The 18,987-nt window shown below is 69.6% G+C and carries 16 protein-coding genes and 1 pseudogene; 1 reads left to right on the top strand and 16 read right to left on the bottom strand.

The annotated features are described in order from the left end of the window. Positions 1-26: 26 nt before the first annotated feature. The 10 genes and pseudogenes from lepB (OG966_RS29175) to proS form a co-directional block, all read right to left on the bottom strand. The gene (gene lepB, locus OG966_RS29175) at positions 27-983 is read right to left on the bottom strand and encodes a signal peptidase I (RefSeq protein ID WP_406730974.1); all 957 of its coding nucleotides are present in this window, start codon (positions 981-983) and stop codon (positions 27-29) included. After that, positions 892-1,948 (bottom strand): annotated as a pseudogene (gene lepB / locus OG966_RS29170) (signal peptidase I); the annotation flags it as partial. The gene lepB (OG966_RS29175) and the pseudogene lepB (OG966_RS29170), both read right to left, overlap by 92 nt. Beyond that, complete coding sequence (lepB, locus tag OG966_RS29165) at positions 1,941-2,768, bottom strand: signal peptidase I (RefSeq protein ID WP_326652895.1); 828 nt, start codon at positions 2,766-2,768, stop codon at positions 1,941-1,943. The gene lepB (OG966_RS29165) and the pseudogene lepB (OG966_RS29170), both read right to left, overlap by 8 nt. A gap of 71 nt (positions 2,769-2,839) precedes the next feature. Further along, complete coding sequence (gene rplS, locus OG966_RS29160) at positions 2,840-3,190, bottom strand: 50S ribosomal protein L19 (protein WP_266488825.1); 351 nt, start codon at positions 3,188-3,190, stop codon at positions 2,840-2,842. Positions 3,191-3,321: 131 nt separating this feature from the next. Beyond that, a complete protein-coding gene (gene trmD / locus OG966_RS29155) occupies positions 3,322-4,143 on the bottom strand; it encodes a tRNA (guanosine(37)-N1)-methyltransferase TrmD (protein WP_326652893.1) in 822 nt (273 codons plus the stop codon). Next, a complete protein-coding gene (rimM, locus tag OG966_RS29150; RefSeq protein WP_326652892.1) occupies positions 4,143-4,700 on the bottom strand; it encodes a ribosome maturation factor RimM in 558 nt (185 codons plus the stop codon). The genes trmD and rimM overlap by 1 nt, the downstream gene beginning before the upstream one ends. A 159-nt stretch (positions 4,701-4,859) precedes the next feature. Beyond that, positions 4,860-5,099 carry an RNA-binding protein gene (locus tag OG966_RS29145; RefSeq protein WP_014153811.1) on the bottom strand — a complete coding sequence of 80 codons (240 nt, stop codon included), beginning with the start codon at positions 5,097-5,099 and terminating at the stop codon, positions 4,860-4,862. A 2-nt stretch (positions 5,100-5,101) separates the two neighbouring features. After that, entirely contained in the window at positions 5,102-5,539 is a 438-nt protein-coding gene (rpsP, locus tag OG966_RS29140) for a 30S ribosomal protein S16 (RefSeq protein WP_326652890.1), read from the bottom strand. Between the two features lie 221 nt (positions 5,540-5,760). After that, entirely contained in the window at positions 5,761-6,354 is a 594-nt protein-coding gene (locus tag OG966_RS29135) for a hypothetical protein (protein WP_326652889.1), read from the bottom strand. Between the two features lie 226 nt (positions 6,355-6,580). Next, complete coding sequence (proS, locus tag OG966_RS29130; RefSeq protein ID WP_326652888.1) at positions 6,581-7,993, bottom strand: proline--tRNA ligase; 1,413 nt, start codon at positions 7,991-7,993, stop codon at positions 6,581-6,583. Positions 7,994-8,201: 208 nt separating this feature from the next. On the opposite strand from proS, the gene OG966_RS29125 reads away from it, so the two are divergent. Further along, positions 8,202-9,071: a methyltransferase domain-containing protein gene (locus OG966_RS29125; protein WP_326652887.1), complete on the top strand. Its 870-nt coding sequence runs from the start codon at positions 8,202-8,204 to the stop codon at positions 9,069-9,071. A 134-nt stretch (positions 9,072-9,205) separates the two neighbouring features. On the opposite strand, the gene ftsH is transcribed toward OG966_RS29125, so the two are convergent. The 6 genes from ftsH to nsdA all read right to left on the bottom strand — a co-directional run bounded on the left by ftsH (position 9,206) and on the right by nsdA (position 18,812). Continuing rightward, a complete protein-coding gene (ftsH, locus tag OG966_RS29120; protein ID WP_326652886.1) occupies positions 9,206-11,119 on the bottom strand; it encodes an ATP-dependent zinc metalloprotease FtsH in 1,914 nt (637 codons plus the stop codon). 80 nt (positions 11,120-11,199) lie between these two features. Beyond that, entirely contained in the window at positions 11,200-12,750 is a 1,551-nt protein-coding gene (gene ffh, locus OG966_RS29115; RefSeq protein WP_326652885.1) for a signal recognition particle protein, read from the bottom strand. A gap of 95 nt (positions 12,751-12,845) precedes the next feature. Next, complete coding sequence (locus OG966_RS29110) at positions 12,846-15,311, bottom strand: [protein-PII] uridylyltransferase (RefSeq protein ID WP_326652884.1); 2,466 nt, start codon at positions 15,309-15,311, stop codon at positions 12,846-12,848. Positions 15,312-15,338: 27 nt separating this feature from the next. Further along, positions 15,339-15,677: a P-II family nitrogen regulator gene (locus OG966_RS29105; protein WP_326652882.1), complete on the bottom strand. Its 339-nt coding sequence runs from the start codon at positions 15,675-15,677 to the stop codon at positions 15,339-15,341. Next, a complete protein-coding gene (locus OG966_RS29100) occupies positions 15,674-17,032 on the bottom strand; it encodes an ammonium transporter (RefSeq protein ID WP_326652881.1) in 1,359 nt (452 codons plus the stop codon). Before OG966_RS29100 ends, OG966_RS29105 begins: the two co-directional genes overlap by 4 nt. 307 nt (positions 17,033-17,339) lie before the next feature. Further along, positions 17,340-18,812, bottom strand: coding sequence for a transcriptional repressor NsdA (gene nsdA, locus OG966_RS29095; protein ID WP_326652880.1), 1,473 nt, complete (start codon positions 18,810-18,812; stop codon positions 17,340-17,342). Positions 18,813-18,987 lie beyond the last annotated feature (175 nt).

Here is an 18,987-nt window from a genome sequence, read left to right as displayed (position 1 = left end):
GGAGATCGGCGATCTGGGACGGCACCCTACCCGGCGGTACGCCCGCCGGTCAGCCTCCCCCTGCGCCGGATCACGATCGGCAGCGCGCCCGCGAGGCCCATCGCCGCGGGAGCCGCGGGCAGCACGGCCGCAGCCGCGTTGATTCCGGACTGGTCGAAGGTGTCCGGCACCGACAGCACGGCCCAGCGGTTGACCGGCCAGGCGACCACGACAGCGCGCCCGACGACCTTGTCGACCGGGACGAAGCCGCCGTTCGCATCCTCCATGTGGTACCGGGAGTCCTGGGAGTTCTGGCGGTGGTCGCCCATCACCCAGATCCGGTCCTTCGGCACCTTGAACGGGCCGAAGGGCTGGTCGTTACAGGGGGTGTCACCGGGAAAGATGTACGGCTCGTCCAGCGCCTTCCCGTTGACCTTGACCGGGCCGCCCTTCTTGCACTCCACCGTGTCGCCGGCGACCGCGATCGTCCGCTTGATCAGGTCCTTCTCCTCGGCCGACGGCATCAGGCCGATGAAGCTCAGGAACTTCTGCACGGGGTTCGGGGTGGGGGTGGGCTCACCGTCCAGCCAGCCGCCCGGATCGTGGAAGACCACGACCTCGCCGCGCTCGGGCTCCGAGCCGAACCACGGGGTGAGCTTGTCCACGAGTACCCGGTCGCCCCGCTGCAGCGTGTTCTGCATCGAGTCCGAGGGGATCGAGAACGCCTGCACCAGGAATGTCTTGATCAGGAGCGCGAGAAGCAGCGCGATACCGATCAGGAGCGGCAGTTCCTTCCAGAAGGATCGCTGCTTCTTCTGTCCCGTACCACTGCCGTCGGAAGGTCCGCTCTCGACCCTCTCGGCGCCATCCAGACCGCTCGCCCCGGCCGTCCCTTGCGTCCCAGCCGAATCGTCCGTCCCGGCCGGGGGTGACTCGCCGAGTTTCCCGGGCCTGTCCTCGGGCTCGTCGTGTCCGGATCGTGCGCCGACCGCCACGTCCCCCACATCCACTCCTCACTCCGTGCGAACCGCCTGCCCCGAAGACGGAACAGGCCCACCACTCCCATAACGAGCGGGAGTTCCGCAGGGCTCGGGAGCGGGATCATTCCGTTCAGATCCCGAGGGGACACACTATTCGACCCATGGAGTGCCGAAGTCGCCCCGGCGCGCGCGTTCGGCACGGATGCGTACGTTTCCGGTTCTTCCAGCTTCCGCCAGTGGCCGATGGGCCAGCCGATGACGACCGCGCGGCCGACGACCTCGTCCTCCGAAACCGTGCCGTGGTCCCTCTCGTCGAGGTGGAAGCGCGAGTCGGCCGAATTGGACCGGTGGTCACCCATCACGAAGATCCGCCCGGCCGGAACCTTGACCTCGAACCTGATCGTCGAGGGAACGTTTCCGGGGTTCAGATACGGCTCGATGAGCGGTACGCCGTTGACGGTGATCCGACCGTCCTTGTCGCAGCACTTCACGGTGTCGCCGCCGACCGCGACCACCCGCTTGATCAGGTCCTGCTCGTCGTCCGACGGCAGCAGCCCGATGAAGGTCAGCCCCTGCTTGGCCTGTTTGACGCCGATCGGGTCGTCCTTCTGCTGCTCGTTCGGCGGCAGCCAGCCGCCGGGGTCCTTGAAGACGACGACATCGCCGCGCTGCGGCCTGGAGCCGAACCACGGGGTGAGCTTGTCCACCAGCACGCGGTCCTGGATCCGGATCGTCTGCTCCATCGAGCCCGACGGGATCACGAAGGCCTGCACCAGGAATGTCTTCAGGACCAGGGCGATCATCAGCGCCACCGTGATCAGGAGAGGTATCTCCTTCACGGCCGACCGGCGGCGCTTGCGCTTGACCTTCTGTGCCAGCCTGCGCCGGTCCGCACGGCCCGGCAGCGTCCTGGCGCCGTCCGTGGGCCGTGTCCCCGTGGGCAGCCGGGTGTCCGCCCGGTGGCTCGCACTACGCCCGCGCTTACCCATGTGCTCCGCCCGGCATTCGACCCGGATCGGGTACGCCGGAGAAGGTGTCGGTCGGCTCCAGCGAGGTCCAGCGGCCCACGGGCCAGCCGATCCAGTCCGCCCGCCCGATCACCTTGTCGACGGGCACCATGCCACCGCCGGGCTCGCCGAGATGGTCGCGGGAGTCGCGGGAGTTGCTCCGGTGGTCTCCCATGACCCACAGAGTGCCCTCGGGCACGACGATGTCGAAGGGCACCTCCGAAGGCACGTCGTCGGGGTGCAGATATCTCTCGTCGACCGGTACGCCGTTCACCTCGACCCTGCCCCCTTTGTCGCAGCAGACCACACGGTCACCGCCGACACCCACCACGCGCTTCACGAAGTCGGTCTCGGACGGCTCGGCCAGCCCCAGCGCCGCGAACGCCCCGCGCGTCAGCCTGCTGACCGGATTTTCCTGCACGCCCTCTTGTACGAACGATCCCGTGCCGTCGAAGACGACGACGTCCCCCCGCTCGGGCTCGGAACCGAAACGGTACGCCAGCTTGTTCACCAGCACCCGGTCACCGACCTGCAGGGTGGACTCCATGGAACGGCTCGGGATCTGGAAGGGCTGCAGCACGAAATGACTGAACAGCAGCACGAGCACCGTGCACGCGACACCGAGCAGCCCCGCCGTACGCCAGGACAGCCCGGAGAGACGTTTGTGCAACCGTGCCAAGGGCCGACGGGAACGCCGATCGGAGAGGCGTGTCGAACGCGCGAAGCGCGACCCCTCTCCCTCTTCCCCGGCTTCGGGGACGGAAGAGCGGTCGCGCTCCGTGTGCTTCGCTTCGGTGTCCATCGGCCCAGAGCCTATCCGGCCGCCCTGTGACGCGGTTGCTCCAAAGCTGAGCGCGAGGTGTGAGCCGGGGCTCAGTTGTCGCGCTTCTCCTTGATCTTGGCAGCCTTGCCGCGCAGGTCGCGCAGGTAGTAGAGCTTGGCGCGACGGACGTCACCGCGGGTGACGAGCTCGATCTTCTCGAAGATCGGGCTGTGCACCGGGAAGGTGCGCTCGACGCCGACGGAGAAGGAGACCTTGCGGACCGTGAAGGTCTCGCTGACGCCCGAGCCCTGGCGGCGGATCACAACACCCTTGAACTGCTGGATACGCGAGCGGTTGCCCTCGATGACGCGCACGTGGACGTTCACGGTGTCGCCGGGACGGAAGGCGGGGACGTCGCTGCGCAGCGAAGCGGCGTTGACGTTGTCGAGCAGGTGAGCCATGTTGGTCTGCTTCCTCGCCGATGCCACAGGTCATCAGCGGAATGATCGAGATGAGAGTCGGGGTGCTGTTCGCGTCGGGCGGGCGTCGTTCCCCCTGTGGCAGGGGCGCCGACCGGACGTACAGCAGCGGCCTATTCTTCCACGGCCTCGGGCCTGCGCCAAAATCCACCGCCGGGCTCCGGCGACCAGCCCAGGATGGAGAGGATCTCCCGGTCCTTCTTGTCGAAGGCGGCCGGGTCGCAACGCTCAATCAGGTCGGGCCTGTTGAGGGCTGTCCGGCGGAACGCCTCGTCCCGCCGCCACCGGGCGATTCTGCCGTGGTGCCCGCTGACCAGCACGTCCGGAATCGCGCGACCGCGCCACTCGGGCGGCTTGGTGTAGACGGGCCCCTCCAGCAGATTGGCCATCGCGCCGGGTGCGAAGGAGTCGTCCCGGTGCGACTCGGCGTTGCCGAGGACACCGGGCAGCAGCCGGGCCACTGCCTCCGTGATCACCAGTACGGCCGCCTCGCCGCCGGCCAGGACGTAGTCGCCGATGGACACCTCATGGACCGGCATCCGGGTCGCGTACTCGTCGATGACCCGGCGGTCGATGCCTTCGTAGCGGGCGGGGGTGAAAATCAGCCATGGCCGCTCGGCGAGCTCGACGGCGAGCTCCTGGGTGAAGGGACGGCCGCTGGGGGTGGGGACGACGAGGACGGGGCCGTGCGCGCCGGCCTCGTAACCGCTCGCCAGCGCGTCGTCGAGGGAGTCGCCCCAGGGCTCGGTCTTCATGACCATGCCGGGGCCGCCGCCGTAGGGGGTGTCGTCGACGGTGTTGTGCCGGTCGTACGTCCACTCCCGCAGATCGTGCACATGGACATCGAGTTGCCCACGCGCGCGTGCCTTGCCCACCAGCGACAGGTTCAGCGGTTCCAGGTACTCGGGGAAGATCGTGACGACGTCGAGCCGCATCAGGCGTCGTCCTTGGACGCGTCCCTCGACGAAGCGACCTCGGCCTCGCTCTCGTCGATGAGCCCCGGCGGCGGGCTGATGACGGCGCGCTGCTTCTCGAGGTCGATCTCGGTCACGATCGCCTCGACGAAGGGGATCATCAGCTCACTGCCGTCCGGCCGTTCGACGATGAACAGGTCCTGCGAGGGCAGATGGGTGATCTCGGTGATCCGGCCGATCCCGGTGCCGTCGGCGAGGACCACGTCAAGGTCCATCAGCTGGTGGTCGTAGAACTCCTCGGGGTCCTCCGGGACCTCCTGAGGGTTAACCTCGGCGATGAGCAGGGTGTTGCGCAGGGCTTCGGCGGCATTGCGGTCCCGTACTCCCTCGAAGCGCAACAGCAGCCTGCCGCTGTGCACCCGGCCGGTCTCGATTGTCAGCGGTCCGGCGGAGGCCGGGTCGGTGGCCAGGACGGCTCCGGGCCCGAGCCGCAGCTCCGGCTCGTCCGTACGCACCTCGACGGTGACCTCGCCCTTGATCCCGTGGGCGCGGCCGATCCGCGCGACTACCAGCTGCACTGCACTCCTTCGCGGCTGAACCGCCGCCGCTCTCGCGGCCCGGGTTCCCACCGTCGTGGTTCCTCGATTGATGATTGCGGTCGTGGACTCATGGTCGCAAACAGCCACGGGCCGGGAAGGACCGAAGGCCCTCCCCGGCCCGTGCCGGTGTTGCGTATGTCAGCGAACCTGGTCCACGTCGACAAGGTCGACACGGATGCCACGGCCGCCGATGGCGCCCACGACGGTGCGCAGGGCGCGTGCGGTGCGGCCGTTACGGCCGATCACCTTACCGAGATCGTCGGGGTGTACCCGGACCTCGAGCACGCGACCACGGCGCAGATCGCGCGAGGCCACTTGCACATCGTCCGGGTTGTCGACGATGCCCTTCACGAGGTGCTCGAGAGCCTCCTCGAGCATGCTCAGGCCTCGGTCGACTCGGTGGACGCAGCCTCGGCCGCGTCTGCCTTCTTGTCAGCCTTCTTCGCCTTCGGGGTGATCGCCTCACCCTTCGGCTCGTCGCCCTCGAGGGCCTTGCTGAAGGCCTCGAACGCGGCGCGCTTGTTCTTCGGCTCCGCGACCAGCAGCGGCGCCGGGGCCGGCAGGCCCTTGTGCTTCTGCCAGTCACCGGTGAGCTTCAGGATCGCGAGGACCGGCTCGGTCGGCTGGGCGCCGACGGACAGCCAGTACTGGGCACGCTCCGAGTTGACCTCGATGCGCGAGGGGTTCTGCACCGGGTGGTACAGGCCGATCTCCTCGATGGCCCGGCCGTCACGGCGGGTACGGGAGTCGGCGACGACGATGCGGTAGTGAGGCGAACGGATCTTGCCCAGACGCTTCAGCTTGATCTTGACTGCCACTGGAGTGGTGTCTCCTGGTCTTGACGTGATTGGGCACAACGAGATGCCACGTGGGGTTGCGGTACTCGGGGTGCCCGATGGACGCGTCAGCCGGAGGCGAGAGGGTTCCTGTGCGGCTGTCGAGTACAGCTAGCCATTGTGCCACACACCTGCGGCGCACTCTCGCCCGGCCTGCGTCGCCCCGCCCCCGTCGGCGGCGCGATAACGGCGGGCGGACGCGGTCAGCTCGCCGCGCCCACTACCTCCGGGATCCGGAAGGGCTTCCCACAGCCGCCGCAGACGATCGGCGCCTGGGCGAGAACCGAGGGTACGACCCGGACATTGCGGCCGCAGTCGCAGACGGCCTTGACGCGCACCCCGCCGCCCGAGGAGCCGTGGCGGGCGGCAGGCCCGCGGAAACTGCGCTTGGTGTCGGCGGCCGTGGCCACCGTGTGCGCCTTGAGGGCGCGCTGAAGTCTCTCGATGGTGGGGCGGTACCGCCGCTTCGCCTCGGGATTGAGTACGACCAGCGAGAAGCCGCTGCTGGGATGCGGCTCATCCACATGGTCCAGGCCCATCTCCTCGGCGATCGCCAGGAATCGGCGGTTGTGGTAGCGGCCGGCGCGGGAGGTGTCGCGGACACCTCTGGCGGCGGCGATGCCGTGGACTGCCTCGTGAAGCAGTCGCTCGAAGGAGAGCTCGGCGCCGCAGGCGGACGAGGACTCTCCGATCAGGGACTCGGGCGCGGCAAGATCCGGCAGCTCGGGGTGGTGCCGCTGAATATCGGCCCACGCCTGTGCCAGCTCTGCGGCGAGAACAGGTGGTGTCGTGCTCACGTCGTGATAACGAGCCGAAGCGCTCGCGGGTTCCATTCCGGGGCATCCCAAATATTTTGCACGTACCCGTCAGTTGCCGTTGATGCGTCCTGACGAGGGCGGGTGCGCTGATCTGCGGAGAAGCTTCGCAGCTCACACCAAGGTGGTACGTAGCGGCGCGTACGCCCCAGCGCGTAGACGAAGTCCGCGCGCCGGGGCGTCAGTTGCTTGGCGAGGCGCGTGGGCGTCAGTAGGCGCGGGCCACGATCGCGACAGTACCCGGGGCGTCGTCGGCATCCGGAACCGACCCGTCCTCGGCGACCAGACACCGTACGGACACCGCCTGCTCGGCCAGCTCGGCCTCGCCCTCCTGGCCCAGCGTCGACCACGGGATACGGGCCCAGCCGCCGGCGACCGCGGCCTCGGCGGCCTCTTCGATCGTCGTCACATCAGTCGTACGGGACTCACGGCGGTCGCGCGATTCCTTCAGCAACTGCGCCTGGCCCTCCTCGAGAACCCGGGGCAGCAGCCCGGCCAGTTCCTCGATCCGCACCGGCTCCTTGCCGCCCGCAATGCGACGGGCCAGCATCGCGGTGCCCGCCTGAAGATCACGCGGGCCGATCTCGATCCGCACCGGAACGCCCTTGAGCTCCCAGTCGACCGCGCGGCGACCGAAGGGGGTGTCGGTGCGGTCGTCGACCTGGACGCGCAGACCCGCGGCCTTCAGCAGGCCGCCGATCTCGCGGACCTTGGCGACCGCTTCCTCACCCTTGATGGCCATGACGACGACCTGGACGGCCGCCAGACGCGGCGGGACGCGCAATCCGTTGTCGTCGCCGTGCGACATGATCAGGCCGCCGACCATGCGGGTGGAAGTGCCCCAGGAGGTCTGCCAGGCCAGCTCCTGCTTGCCGTCCTTCGACAGATACGTGGTGTTGAACGCCGTGGAGAAGTTGGTGCCGAGCTCATGGCTCGTACCCAGCTGCAGGGCCTTGCCGTCGCCCATCATGCCTTCGAGCGTGAGGGTGTTGATGGCTCCGGCGAAGCGCTCCTTGGGCGTCTTGCGGCCGAGCACCACATCGATGCCGAGGACGTTGACCATGAAGTCCGCGTACACCTTCTTGTGGATGTAGGCGGCGTAGTCGCGGGCGTCCTCGTAGGTGGCGTGGGCGGTGTGGCCCTCCTGCCAGAGGAATTCCGTCGTACGAAGGAAGACGCGCGGACGCATTTCCCAACGCACCACATTGGCCCACTGGTTGATCAGCAGCGGCAGATCGCGGTAGCTCTGGATCCACTTCGAGAAGTAGTCGTTGATGATCGTCTCGGAGGTGGGGCGTACGACGACGGGCTCGTCGAGCTCCTTTCCGCCACCGTGCGTGACGACCGCGAGCTCGGGCGCGAAGCCCTCGACATGCTCGGCTTCCCTTGTCAGGTAAGACTGGGGGATGAAGAGCGGGAAGTAGGCGTTCTGGGCACCCGCGTCCTTGATGCGGGCGTCCATCTCCTGCTGCATCCGCTCCCACAGGCCGTATCCGTACGGCCGGATGACCATGGTGCCGCGCACCGGGCCGTTGTCCGCCAGTTCGGCCTTGTTGATCAGGTCCTGGTACCAGCGCGGGAAATCTTCCGCCTGGGGCGTGAGAACGGGTGCCTTTGCCATGGCGCGCATCGTACGGCGACACGCGTGCGAGACGTGAATCGGCCGGTTCCCGGGGGCGCACGCGCGGGGCACACAACCATTGCCATACGCCCCCTGGACTTGAGGGCGCATGCGCAGTTCTCTGGCATACGAGGGGAGCGCAGGCGTACGCACACGGGGGGCTGTCCTTCAGGGCTCGGCTGACCTCTTGGCGGATTGGGGCGCTTCGATGACACCAACGCTCGTTCAGCACCGACCCCACGCGGCATCGGCGTCTCCGACTCCGGCGGAGGCGTGTGCGCGTGCTCGGGACTGGGCCGAGATCCAGGAACGGATGCTCGTGCCGCTCTACGAGGCGGTGTACGAGCGCCTGGAGGTCGGCTCCTGGACGCGGCTGCTCGGCCTCGGCTGCGGCTCAGGCCTCGCCCTCCTGATCGCCGCGTCGCGCGGTGCGAGCGTGACGGGGGTCGACAAGGATCGCGAGCGGCTCGCGCTGGCACGGGAACGGATGGCTCCGGAGACCAGAGAGGCCCGGGAAGGTGTCGGCCATGCGGGGGACGCCGAGCTGCTGGACGACCTCGCGTCGGCCGCGGCCGACGTGGGCAGGCCGCCGTACAACATGATCACCGCGTTTCAGCCGATCGGCTGTGCGGCGGGCGATTCCGAGGGGCTCGGGCCGGCGCTGGAGGCGGCGGTCGAGCGGTCGGAGCACGGCAGCGCGGTCGTACTCACCGGCTGGGGCCCGCCGGAGCGCTGCGCCACGTCGGGGGTGCTGCGAGTGGCCGGCCGGCTGACCGACCGGCTGCGGTCGGCCGGCGGCTGGCGTCCGGCGCTGCGGGACGACCTGGAGGACGTGGCGTCGCGGGCGCGCCTGAAGCCGGATGGCTCGGGGCGGGTGGCCTGCCCGTTCGGCTATGCGGACATGGAGAGCGCGGTGCGGGGACTGCTGTCGACCGGGCTGTACGCGGCGGCGGTACGGGCGACGGACCAGGCGCAGGTGGAGAAGGAGATGGCGGAGGCGCTGCATCCGTACCGGCGGTGGGACGGGACGGTCTGGATGCCGAATGTGTTCCGGTATCTGATCGCGCGTACGCCCTGAGGTCGAGGTGGGTGCGCTGGGGCCTTTCCCCGCCTGCCCCCTCCCACAGCCGGGGCAAGCCCCGGAGGCGGCGGCTTCGCACGCCACCCGTCCACCGCGCGTGGCAGGGAACCGGCCCGGGTCCGCCGGAGGCTTTATGTCTCCTTGCCGGGGGGTGGGATTGCCGCCGCGCGGTACGCCTCGTCCTCGTCCAGGGTTTCGGCCTCCAGGAGCGCCTGTGCCAGTGCGTCCAGTTTGCCGCGGTGTTCGCGGAGTTGACGGCACGCGCTCTCGTAGCACTCGTCCACTATCCGGCGCATCTCGTGGTCCACCACGTCCAGCGTCGCGGGTGCCGCGGCGAGCCCGTACGGCTGCTGGACGTCGGGCGGGATCGCGGTGAGTCTGCCCACCCGCTCGCTCATTCCCCAGCGGCCGACCATGCCCCGGGCCAGCCGGGTGACCTGCTCCAGGTCGCTCTCCGAGCCCGTCGTGATCACGTCGAAGACCACGTGCTCGGCCGCCATGCCGCCCAGCGCACCCACAATGCGGCCGCGCAGGTACTCCTCGGTGTACGCGTATCTGTCCGCGTCGGAGGTGGACAGCGCGACGCCCAGGGCCCGGCCGCGCGGCACGATGGTGACCTTGCGTACGGGGTCCGCGCCCGGCTGGAGCATGCCCAGCAACGCGTGCCCGCTCTCGTGGTAGGCGGTACGTCTGCGCTCCTCCGCCGGCATGACCAGCGGCCGTTCCGTCCCGAGCTGGACCTTCTCCAGGGCGGTCCAGAGGTCGGCCTGGGTGACCTCCGGCTGCTTGCGTCTGACCGCGATGAGCGCCGCTTCGTTCACCATGCTGGCCAGATCCGCGCCCGTCATCCCTGGTGTCGCACCCGCGATCCGGCCCAGGTCCACGTCCTTGGCCCGTGGCATCCTCCGGGTGTGGATCTTCAGGATGGCGGCGCGACCGGCCCGGTCGGGCGGCGAGACCTGGACGATCCGGTCGAAGCGGCCGGGCCGGGTCAGCGCGGGGTCGAGGACGTCTGCGCGGTTGGTGGCGGCGAGTACGACCACGCCCTCCGAGCCGCTGAGGCCGTCCATCTCGGTGAGGATCTGGTTGAGCGTCTGCTCGCGCTCGTCGTGGCCGCCGAGACCCGCGCCCGTGCCATGCGCTCGCCCGATCGTGTCGATCTCGTCGATGAAGACGATCGCGGGGGCCACCTTGCCCGCCTCGGCGAAGAGTTCGCGGACCCGGCTCGCGCCGACGCCGACGATCATCTCGATGAACTCCGAGGCGGACGCAGAGAAGAACGGCACCCCGGCCTCGCCCGCCACCGCCCGCGCGAGCAGCGTCTTCCCGGTCCCGGGCGGCCCTGCAAGCAGCACCCCGCCCGGCATCCTCGCGCCCATCCTCCGGTACACCTGCGGGTTCTTGAGGAAGTCGACGATGCCACTGAGCTCGCCCTTGACCTCATCGATCCCGGCGACGTCGTCGAAGGCCGTGCGCTTTCCCGGCTCGACCTCGACCGGCTCGGGCGGAGCGCTGCGCCCGAACGCGCCGCCGCCCGCCGGCGCGCCCAACCGCCGGGCGGCGAGCACCCACAGCAGGATCAGCAGCGCCATCGGCACGAGTGAGAGCAGCAGATTGGCCAGGAAGCTGCGCTGCACGATGACCGGCTCCGCCGTCACGGTGACGTTGTGCTTGCTCAGCTCGTCCCAGAGGTTGTCGTCGGCGAAGGCCGGCCGCTGGGTTCTGAACTCCGAGTACTCGCCCTTGCCGTCGCCGAGCGGCGACTTCTTCCTGAGCTGCCCCTGGATCGAGTCGCCCTTGGCGTAGATCTTCGAGACGTTCCCGGCCGCGACCTGCTTGGTGAACTCCGTGTACGAGATGGCCGGCTCGCCGCCCCTGCCGAAGAAGGACAGCAGCACGTTGGCGATCAGATAGACGGCGAGCGCGGCGAGAATCAGTCCGCCCCAGCCGCCGGGCATCTTCTTCCCGGGCGGAGGGGACAGTGGCGCCCCCTCGGAGCGCCACGGCTTGTCCGGGCTCCGACGCGGCGGCACGGCGTTGCTCATATCCGGACGTTAAGCCAGAAAAGCGGTGTGGGCACCCGCTCTGGCGAGTGCCCACACCGACGTACCGACCAAAGGAAATCTCAGCCCATGAACTTCTTGAACTCGTCCGGCAGCTCGAAGTCATTGCCCGGCTCGCCGGCCGGAAGCCCGAGCGCCCCACCCTGCGCCGCCTGCTCGCGGCGCGCCGCTGCCGCCTGCTCCTCGGCCTTGCGCTTCATGGGGTTACCGCTCTTGCGCTTGCCCTTGGCCTGCTTGATCTGCTTCTTCTGACGACCGGGACCGCCACCCATGCCCGGCATCCCGGGCATACCCGGCATTCCGCCACCCTGGGCCATCTTCGACATCATCTTGCGGGCCTCGAAGAAGCGCTCCACCAGGCCCTTCACGGCGCTGACCTCGACACCGGAACCCTTGGCGACACGGGCCCGGCGCGAACCGTTGATGATCGTCGGGTCATGGCGCTCGGCCGGGGTCATCGACTTGATGATCGCGGAGATACGGTCCACGTCCCGGTCGTCGATGTTGTTGATCTGGTCCTTGATCTGACCCATGCCGGGCAGCATCCCGAGCAGCTTGGAGATGGAGCCCATCTTCCTGACCTGCTCCATCTGCGCCAGGAAGTCGTCGAGCGTGAAGTCCTTGCCCTTGCTGCTCGCCAGCTTGGAGGCCATTTTGGCGGCCTCTTCCTGGCTGAAGGTCTGCTCGGCCTTCTCGATCAGGCTGAGCATGTCGCCCATGCCGAGGATGCGGGACGCCATGCGGTCCGGGTGGAACGCGTCGAAGTCGTCCAGCTTCTCGCCGTTGGAGGCGAACATGACCTGGCGGCCGGTGACATGCGCGACGGAGAGCGCGGCACCACCGCGGGCGTCACCGTCGAGCTTGGACAGCACCACGCCGTCGAAGCCGACGCCGTCGCGGAAGGCCTCCGCGGTGTTGACCGCGTCCTGACCGATCATCGCGTCGACGACGAAGAGAACCTCGTCGGGGCTGACGGCGTCGCGGATGTCCGCGGCCTGCTGCATCAGCTCCTGGTCGATACCGAGGCGGCCCGCGGTGTCGACGATGACCACGTCGTACTGCTTGGCCTTGGCGTGCTCGATGGAGTCCTTGGCGACCTTGACCGGGTCGCCGACGCCGTTGCCGGGCTCCGGCGCGTACACCGAAACGCCCGCTCGCTCGGCGACGACGGCGAGCTGGTTGACGGCATTGGGACGCTGCAGGTCACAGGCGACGAGGAGCGGCGAGTGCCCCTGGCCCTTGAGCCAGAGACCCAGCTTTCCGGCCAGCGTCGTCTTACCCGCACCCTGCAGACCCGCGAGCATGATCACGGTCGGCGGCTGCTTGGCGAAACGGAGGCGGCGGGTCTCGCCACCGAGGATGCCGATGAGCTCCTCGTTGACGATCTTGATGACCTGCTGGGCGGGGTTCAGCGCCTGCGAGACCTCGGAGCCGGCGGCACGCTCCTTGACCTGCTTGATGAAGGCCCGGACGACGGGCAGCGCCACGTCCGCTTCGAGCAGCGCGATACGGATCTCGCGCGCCGTGGCGTCGATGTCCGCCTCGGACAGGCGGCCCTTGCCCCGGAGATTCTTGAATGTCGCGGCAAGGCGGTCGGAGAGGGTGTCGAACACGGTGGTCGCGGATCCTCGGGTCGGGAGCGGGCGGACAGTGTCCCCCAGGGTATCCGGCCGCGCGCGGTGAGGTCTGCTCCGTGGCCGGTCTCACCTCAGGCGCGCAGCATCGCCTCGAGCGCACGGGCGGTCTCGGAGGCCTGTTCCGGGGGCAGCGGCGCCCCTTCCAGGCCCGTTACATAGAAGGCGTCGACGGCGTTCGCGCCCAGTGTGGAGACATGGGCGCTGCGGACGCGTACCGCCGCCTCGTCCAGCGCGCGGCCGATCCGGTGCAGCAGTCCGGGTGCGTCCTGGGCACGGACCTCGATCACCGTCGCGAGCCGGGAGCCCGCGGCGGCCACGGTCACCCGCGGCGGCGGGGCCTTGACCCCGCGCCGGCGCGGGTACGCGGCCTCGCGTTCGGCGAGTCTTGCCGGAATGTCCAGCGTCCCGTCCAGCGCCCGTACGAGATCGGCACGGAGCCGGGCGGCCTGCGGCAGCGAGCCGTACTCGGCCGCCACCCGCCAGCTCAGCAGCAGTACTCCGGAGAGCTCGCCGAGTTCGGTGGGCAGGTCGATGGAGCGCAGATCGGCGGCGCGGACCGTCAGCCGGTGCAGAGCGAGCACACCGGCCGCGGCGGGCAGCACACCCGGCTGGTCGGGCAGGGCGATCAGCAGTTCCACGCCGACGGCTTCGGGCTGGTCCGGGTCCTGGGGCTGCTCGGGGCGCTCGGTCTGAGCATGCAGCGCGAGCACCGGCTCACCGGTGCGCAGCGCCTCGATGGCGAGCCGTTCCTGCTCGGCGCTGGGCGCGGCGGGCTCCGGCTCGGGCGGGGCGTCGCCGGCCAGAACCGCGGCGACCCGTGTCACCAGGTCCGCGACCAGCGAACCGCGCCAGGACGACCAGGCCGCGGGTCCGGTGGCGAGGGCATCGGCCTCGGTGAGGGCGTGCAGCAGCTCGAGGGTGGCCGCCGAGCCCACGACGGAGGCGACCGAGGCGACGGTCGCCGGGTCGTCCAGATCGCGCCGGGTCGCCGTTTCGATGAGCAGCAGGTGGTGGCGTACGAGCGTGGCGATGACGGCCACGTCGGCACGGTCGAATCCGATCCGGGCCGCGAGGTCCTTGGCGATGGTCTCGCCGGCCACCGAGTGGTCGCCGGGCCAGCCCTTCCCGATGTCGTGCAGCAGGGCCGCGACCAGCAGCAGGTCGGGACGGCCGACGCGGCGGGTGAGGGACGAGGCCTTGACCGCCGCCTCGACGAGGTGGCGGTCAACGGTCCAGGTGTGCACGGGGTTGCGCTGCGGCCGGCACCGTACGCGCTCCCAGTCGGGAAGCAGCTGGGTGATCAGGCCCTCGGCCTCCAGCGCCTCCCAGACCGCGACCGTCGACTCCCCCGCGCCGAGCAGGGTGACGAGCTCCTCGCGGGCCTCGGCGGGCCACGGCACCGGCAGTGGCCGCGCGGTGGCGGCGAGCCGGCGTACGGCGTGCAGGGAGATCGGCAGCCCGGACTGGGCAGCGGCGGCAGCGGCCCGCAGCGGGAGCACCGCGTCGCGTTCCGGGCGTGCGGCGCGGGCAAGCACCACCTCGCCGTCCTGTTCGACGACACCCTCGGCGAGCGGGCTGCGCTCGGGCTGCGGACCGCGCCCGCCGCTCAGCATCGCCCGCAGCCGCGGCCGCAGGGACCGTGCCCTGAGCACCCGGTTCACTTCCCGCCAGGTGACATCCGCGGCGTACGAGATGGTGCGCGCCGCCTCGTAGACCTGCCGCAGCAGTGCGTCGGCGTCCAGCAGACCGAGCTCGGTGGCCACCTGGTCCTGCTCCTGGAGCGCGAGCCGGTCGGTGGCCCGGCCGGTGGCCAGATGCAGCGCGTCCCGCGCGTCCAGCAGCCGCCTGCGGGCCTCGGCGAGGCCCTCGCGCGGCGCGTCGGCGAGCCAGGAAGCGGCGACGGCGCGCAGCGCGGTGGCGTCCCGCAGCCCGCCCCGCGCCTCCTTGAGGTCGGGTTCGAGGAGGAACTGCAGCTCGCCCTGGCGCTCGGCCCGTTCACGGCACAGTTCGTCCAGCTCGGGCAGCCGCTTGGGCGCCTGGTTGCGCCAGTCGGCCAGTACGGCGGTACGCAGCCCGGTCACCAGCCCCAGATCGCCCACGACCGGCCGCGCGTCCAGCAGCCCGAGCTGGACCTTGAGGTCCTCGCCCGCCGTCTTGCGGGCCTCGGCCGGAGTGCGTACGGAGTGGTCGAGGGCCAGCCCCAGATCCCACACCGGGTACCAGATCCGGTCGGCGAGAGTGGCGATCGCGCCTGCGTCCGCGCTCCCGTCGTGCAGCAGGAGCAGATCGAGGTCGCTGCGCGGCGACAGTTCGCCGCGCCCGTAGCCGCCGACGGCGACGAGTGCCGCGCCCCGTACCCCGGCCTCCAGAGCGGCGGTGGTGAACAGCGCGGACAGCCAGTCGTCGGTCAGCTTGGCCAGGGCGGCACGGCGCGGCGGCCCGGACCGCTCCTTCTCACTGAGAAGGCGCAGCCGGGCCGCCGCATAGCCGCTGGGTCCCGAGTCTTCCGCTTCGGTGGTCACTTCGAGGCTCGTCACCCAGCAGCTCCTGTTTCTGTCGAGCGGTTACAGTGCGTCAGGTCCGCGTTCGCCGGTCCGCACCCGTACCGCCGTGTCGACCGGCACGCTCCACACCTTGCCGTCACCGATCTTGCCGGTGCGGGCCGCCTTGACGACGACGTCGATGAGCTGTTCGGCCTCGTCGTCCTCGACCAGCACCTCGATGCGGATCTTCGGGACCAGGTCGACGGTGTACTCCGCGCCGCGGTAGACCTCGGTGTGGCCGCGCTGGCGGCCGTATCCGCTGGCCTCCGTGACCGTGAGCCCCTGGACGCCGAAGGCCTGCAGGGCCTCCTTGATCTCGTCCAGCCGGTGTGGCTTCACGACTGCGGTGATGAGCTTCATGCGTCCACCTTCTTGGTCGGTCCTGCGGCTGCCACGGCATCACTCGGCGTGGGTACGGCCTTGCGGGAGCCTGCACCGCCGCCCGCGCCGCTGAAGTCGTACGCCGTCTCGGCGTGCTCATCCTGGTCGATACCGGAGACCTCTACGTCCTCGTCGACCCGCATGCCGATCGTCTTGTCGAGGAGGAAGGCGAGGATCGCCGAGACAACCAGAGAGTAGGCCAGTACCGCGAAGACACCGACGGCCTGCTTGCCGAGTTGGTCGAAGCCGCCGCCGTAGAGGAGGCCCTTGGCGTCGGACTGGACGCCACCGGTGGCGAAGAGACCGACGAGCAGCGAGCCGGCGACACCGCCGACGAGGTGGACGCCGACGACATCGAGGGAGTCGTCGTAGCCGAACTTGAACTTCAGACCGACGGCCATGGCGCAGAGCACACCGGCGATGGCGCCGATCCCGATCGCGCCGAGCGGCGAGCAGGAGCCACCGGACGGGGTGATGGCGACCAGGCCGGCGACGGCGCCGGAGGCGGCACCCAGCGTGGTGAAGGCGCCGTGGCGGATCTTCTCGTACGCCAGCCAGGCGAGCATCGCGGCGGCGGTGGCGACCTGGGTGTTGACGAACATCACCGCGCCGACGCCGTCGTCGTTGCCGAGCCACGAGCCGGCGTTGAAGCCGAACCAGCCGAACCACAGGAGCCCGGCACCGAGCATCACCAGCGGCAGGCTGTGCGGCCGCATCGGGTCCTTCTTGAAGCCGACGCGCTTGCCGATGACGAGGATCACACCGAGGGCCGCGGCACCCGCGTTGATGTGGACGGCCGTACCGCCGGCGAAGTCGATGACGCCGAGTTCGAAGAGCCAGCCGCCGGCGCCCCATACCCAGTGCGCGACCGGGAAGTAGACGACGGTGACCCACAGCGCCACGAACAGCGCCCAGGCGGTGAACTTCACGCGGTCCGCGAGCGCACCACTTATCAGTGCGGGCGTGATGATCGCGAACATCAGCTGGAAGACGGCGAAGACATACACCGGGATGGTGTAGCCGTCCCACAGCTGGGTGATCCCGATGCCGCTCAGTCCGACATAGTCCGAGGTCCAGCCGATGAAGCCGCCCTTGTCCGTGCCGAAGGCGGCGCTGAAGCCGTACAGCACCCACAGGATCGTGACGATGCCGAGGCTGATGAAGCTCATCATCAGCATGTTGAGGGTGCTCTTGACCCGGACCATGCCTCCGTAGAAGAAGGCCAGGCCCGGAGTCATGATCATCACCAGGGCGGAGCAGATGAGCATAAAGCCGGTGTTGGCGGCGGACAGCGTCGGAGTGTCTGCTGCAAGCGTCGAGATGCCTGGAGGCATCGGCGTCTCCTCGTCGTTGGTGCGGCCGCGTGCGGGCGAAGCCTGTGCGGATACGGGCGGGCCGGTTATGCGCCCTGAGGTTGGCGCAGCGCCGTTTCCGCCAATGCCGCTCGATGTTTCGCCGCAGTGACGAAGGGGTCCCCCGTGTTACGCCCTCATGAACAGGCGGATCGGGTGAACGGGCCCGGAGTATCCTCTGCGCACATCACGACCGGCCGCGACGATCACCCGGCTGACCTGGCACGGGGGAGCCGAGTCGGGCTGTTGGGGTGACCGTCGCGGCCGGGGCCTGGTGAGCGCCTCCCCCTCAGACCGCTTCCGCGGTTTCGGGGAGCCGGGCTGTGAGCTCGTCGGTGAAGTGCGCCACTTCGGCTACGTCTCCGAAGTCCCTGGCCGCCGTGTCGACGGTCTTGCGCAACCGGGTGTTGGCCCGCTCGGAGCGGACCTTCCTGGCGACGGTGAGCGCCCGTCCGGCCAGGACCATGGACTGCTCGGGCTCCCTCTTCAGCAGATGGACCGTGGCCATGCCGATCAGGTTGAGTGCGTACGACCGCTGGTGCTCCTCGTCCTTGCCGAAGAGATCGACGGCGCGCTCCATCACCGGCTCGGCGAGCGAGGCGTACGTGGGGCTTCGGCCTGCCACATAGGCGAGGTCGCGGTACGAGTGGGCGTTCTCGCCGTTGAGCTCGGCCTCGGAGAAGAAGCGGATCCAGTCGGGCTCGGGCTCGCCGTCGAGACCGACGTCGGCGAAGGTGTCCTCGGCCATCCGGACGGCTCGCTTGCACTTGCTGGGCTGGCCCATATTGGCGTAGGCGCGGGCCTCCATCGCATACAGCATCGCCTGGGTGCGCGGGGTCGCGCAGTCGCGGCTGCCGTACTGCGCGAGATGGATGAGTTCCAGGGCGTCCTCGGGCCGGCCGAGGTGGATCATCTGGCGGCTCATGGAGGACAGGATGTACGAGCCGAGCGGCTTGTCGGCCGCTTCCTTGGCGGCGTGCAGGGCCAGTACGAAGTACTTCTGCGCGGTGGGCTGCAGGCCGACGTCGTAACTCATCCAGCCGGCCAGCTCCGCGAGCTCGGCGGCGCATTTGAACAGCCGCTGGGCCGTTTCCCCGGGCTGCGGCTCCTGCAGCAGATCGGTGACCTCGTGGAGTTGGCCCACGACCGCCTTGCGGCGCAGTCCGCCGCCGCACTGCGCGTCCCACTGGCGGAACATCGCGGTGGTGCACTCCAGCAGGTCGAGCTCGGGCTTGGAGAGCCGGGAGGCCCTGCGCATGGCGCCCGGCGCCGGCTGTCCCGGCTCGCCGACCGGCGACGGCACCAGCCAGCGCTGCATCGGCTCGACGAGGGCGGGGCCAGCGGCCAGTGCGAGCGAGGTCCCGAGGAAGCCGCGCCGCGCCAGCATCAGGTCGCTGCGCGAGAACTCGCTGAGCAGCGCGACGGTCTGCGGCCCCGCCCAGGGCAGATCCACTCCGGACACCGAGGGCGACTGGTGCGCCGAGCGCAGTCCGAGGTCCTCGATGGCGACGACGCTGCCGAAACGCTCGGAGAACAGCTCGGAGAGGATGCGCGGGATCGGCTCACGCGGCTGCTCGCCGTCGAGCCAGCGGCGCACGCGTGAGGTGTCCGTGCTGATGTGGTGCGCGCCCATCTGGCGTGCCCGGCGGTTCACTTGGCGTGCCAGCTCACCCTTCGACCAACCACTGCGCACGAACCACGAACTCAACTGCTCGTTCGGGCGCTTGTCGGTATTCGTACCGCCTGCGCCGGTGCCGCCCACGGGAACGCCCCCATCCACCACTGACTGCTCTGTTACTCGAACCCCTACCAGAATGCCGTGAGTTGAGACTGTCTGTACGGAGGTTGCGCCCCATCGAACAGGAAACCGGGTTGCCTCCGGCATACCCACGGGTGCACGGAACTTCAGGGTTCGAGTACTGAAAGTAGTCCCACGA

It is taken from the genome of Streptomyces sp. NBC_01750 (assembly GCF_035918095.1).
Taxonomy (GTDB): domain Bacteria; phylum Actinomycetota; class Actinomycetes; order Streptomycetales; family Streptomycetaceae; genus Streptomyces.
The sequence above is the reverse complement of the archived record's forward strand: the minus strand, read 5'-3'. Positions and strand labels throughout refer to the sequence as shown.

What these genes read in the sequence shown, in the direction of transcription:
- OG966_RS29125 (WP_326652887.1), top strand. Translation starts at nt 8,202, where the DNA reads ATGACACCAACGCTCGTTCAGCACCGACCCCACGCGGCATCGGCGTCT.
- ftsH (WP_326652886.1), bottom strand. Translation starts at nt 11,119, where the DNA reads ATGAGCAACGCCGTGCCGCCGCGTCGGAGCCCGGACAAGCCGTGGCGC.
- trmD (WP_326652893.1), bottom strand. Translation starts at nt 4,143, where the DNA reads ATGCGGCTCGACGTCGTCACGATCTTCCCCGAGTACCTGGAACCGCTG.
- OG966_RS29105 (WP_326652882.1), bottom strand. Translation starts at nt 15,677, where the DNA reads ATGAAGCTCATCACCGCAGTCGTGAAGCCACACCGGCTGGACGAGATC.
- proS (WP_326652888.1), bottom strand. Translation starts at nt 7,993, where the DNA reads ATGGCAAAGGCACCCGTTCTCACGCCCCAGGCGGAAGATTTCCCGCGC.
- OG966_RS29145 (WP_014153811.1), bottom strand. Translation starts at nt 5,099, where the DNA reads ATGCTCGAGGAGGCTCTCGAGCACCTCGTGAAGGGCATCGTCGACAAC.
- OG966_RS29100 (WP_326652881.1), bottom strand. Translation starts at nt 17,032, where the DNA reads ATGCCTCCAGGCATCTCGACGCTTGCAGCAGACACTCCGACGCTGTCC.
- rplS (WP_266488825.1), bottom strand. Translation starts at nt 3,190, where the DNA reads ATGGCTCACCTGCTCGACAACGTCAACGCCGCTTCGCTGCGCAGCGAC.
- lepB (WP_326652895.1), bottom strand. Translation starts at nt 2,768, where the DNA reads ATGGACACCGAAGCGAAGCACACGGAGCGCGACCGCTCTTCCGTCCCC.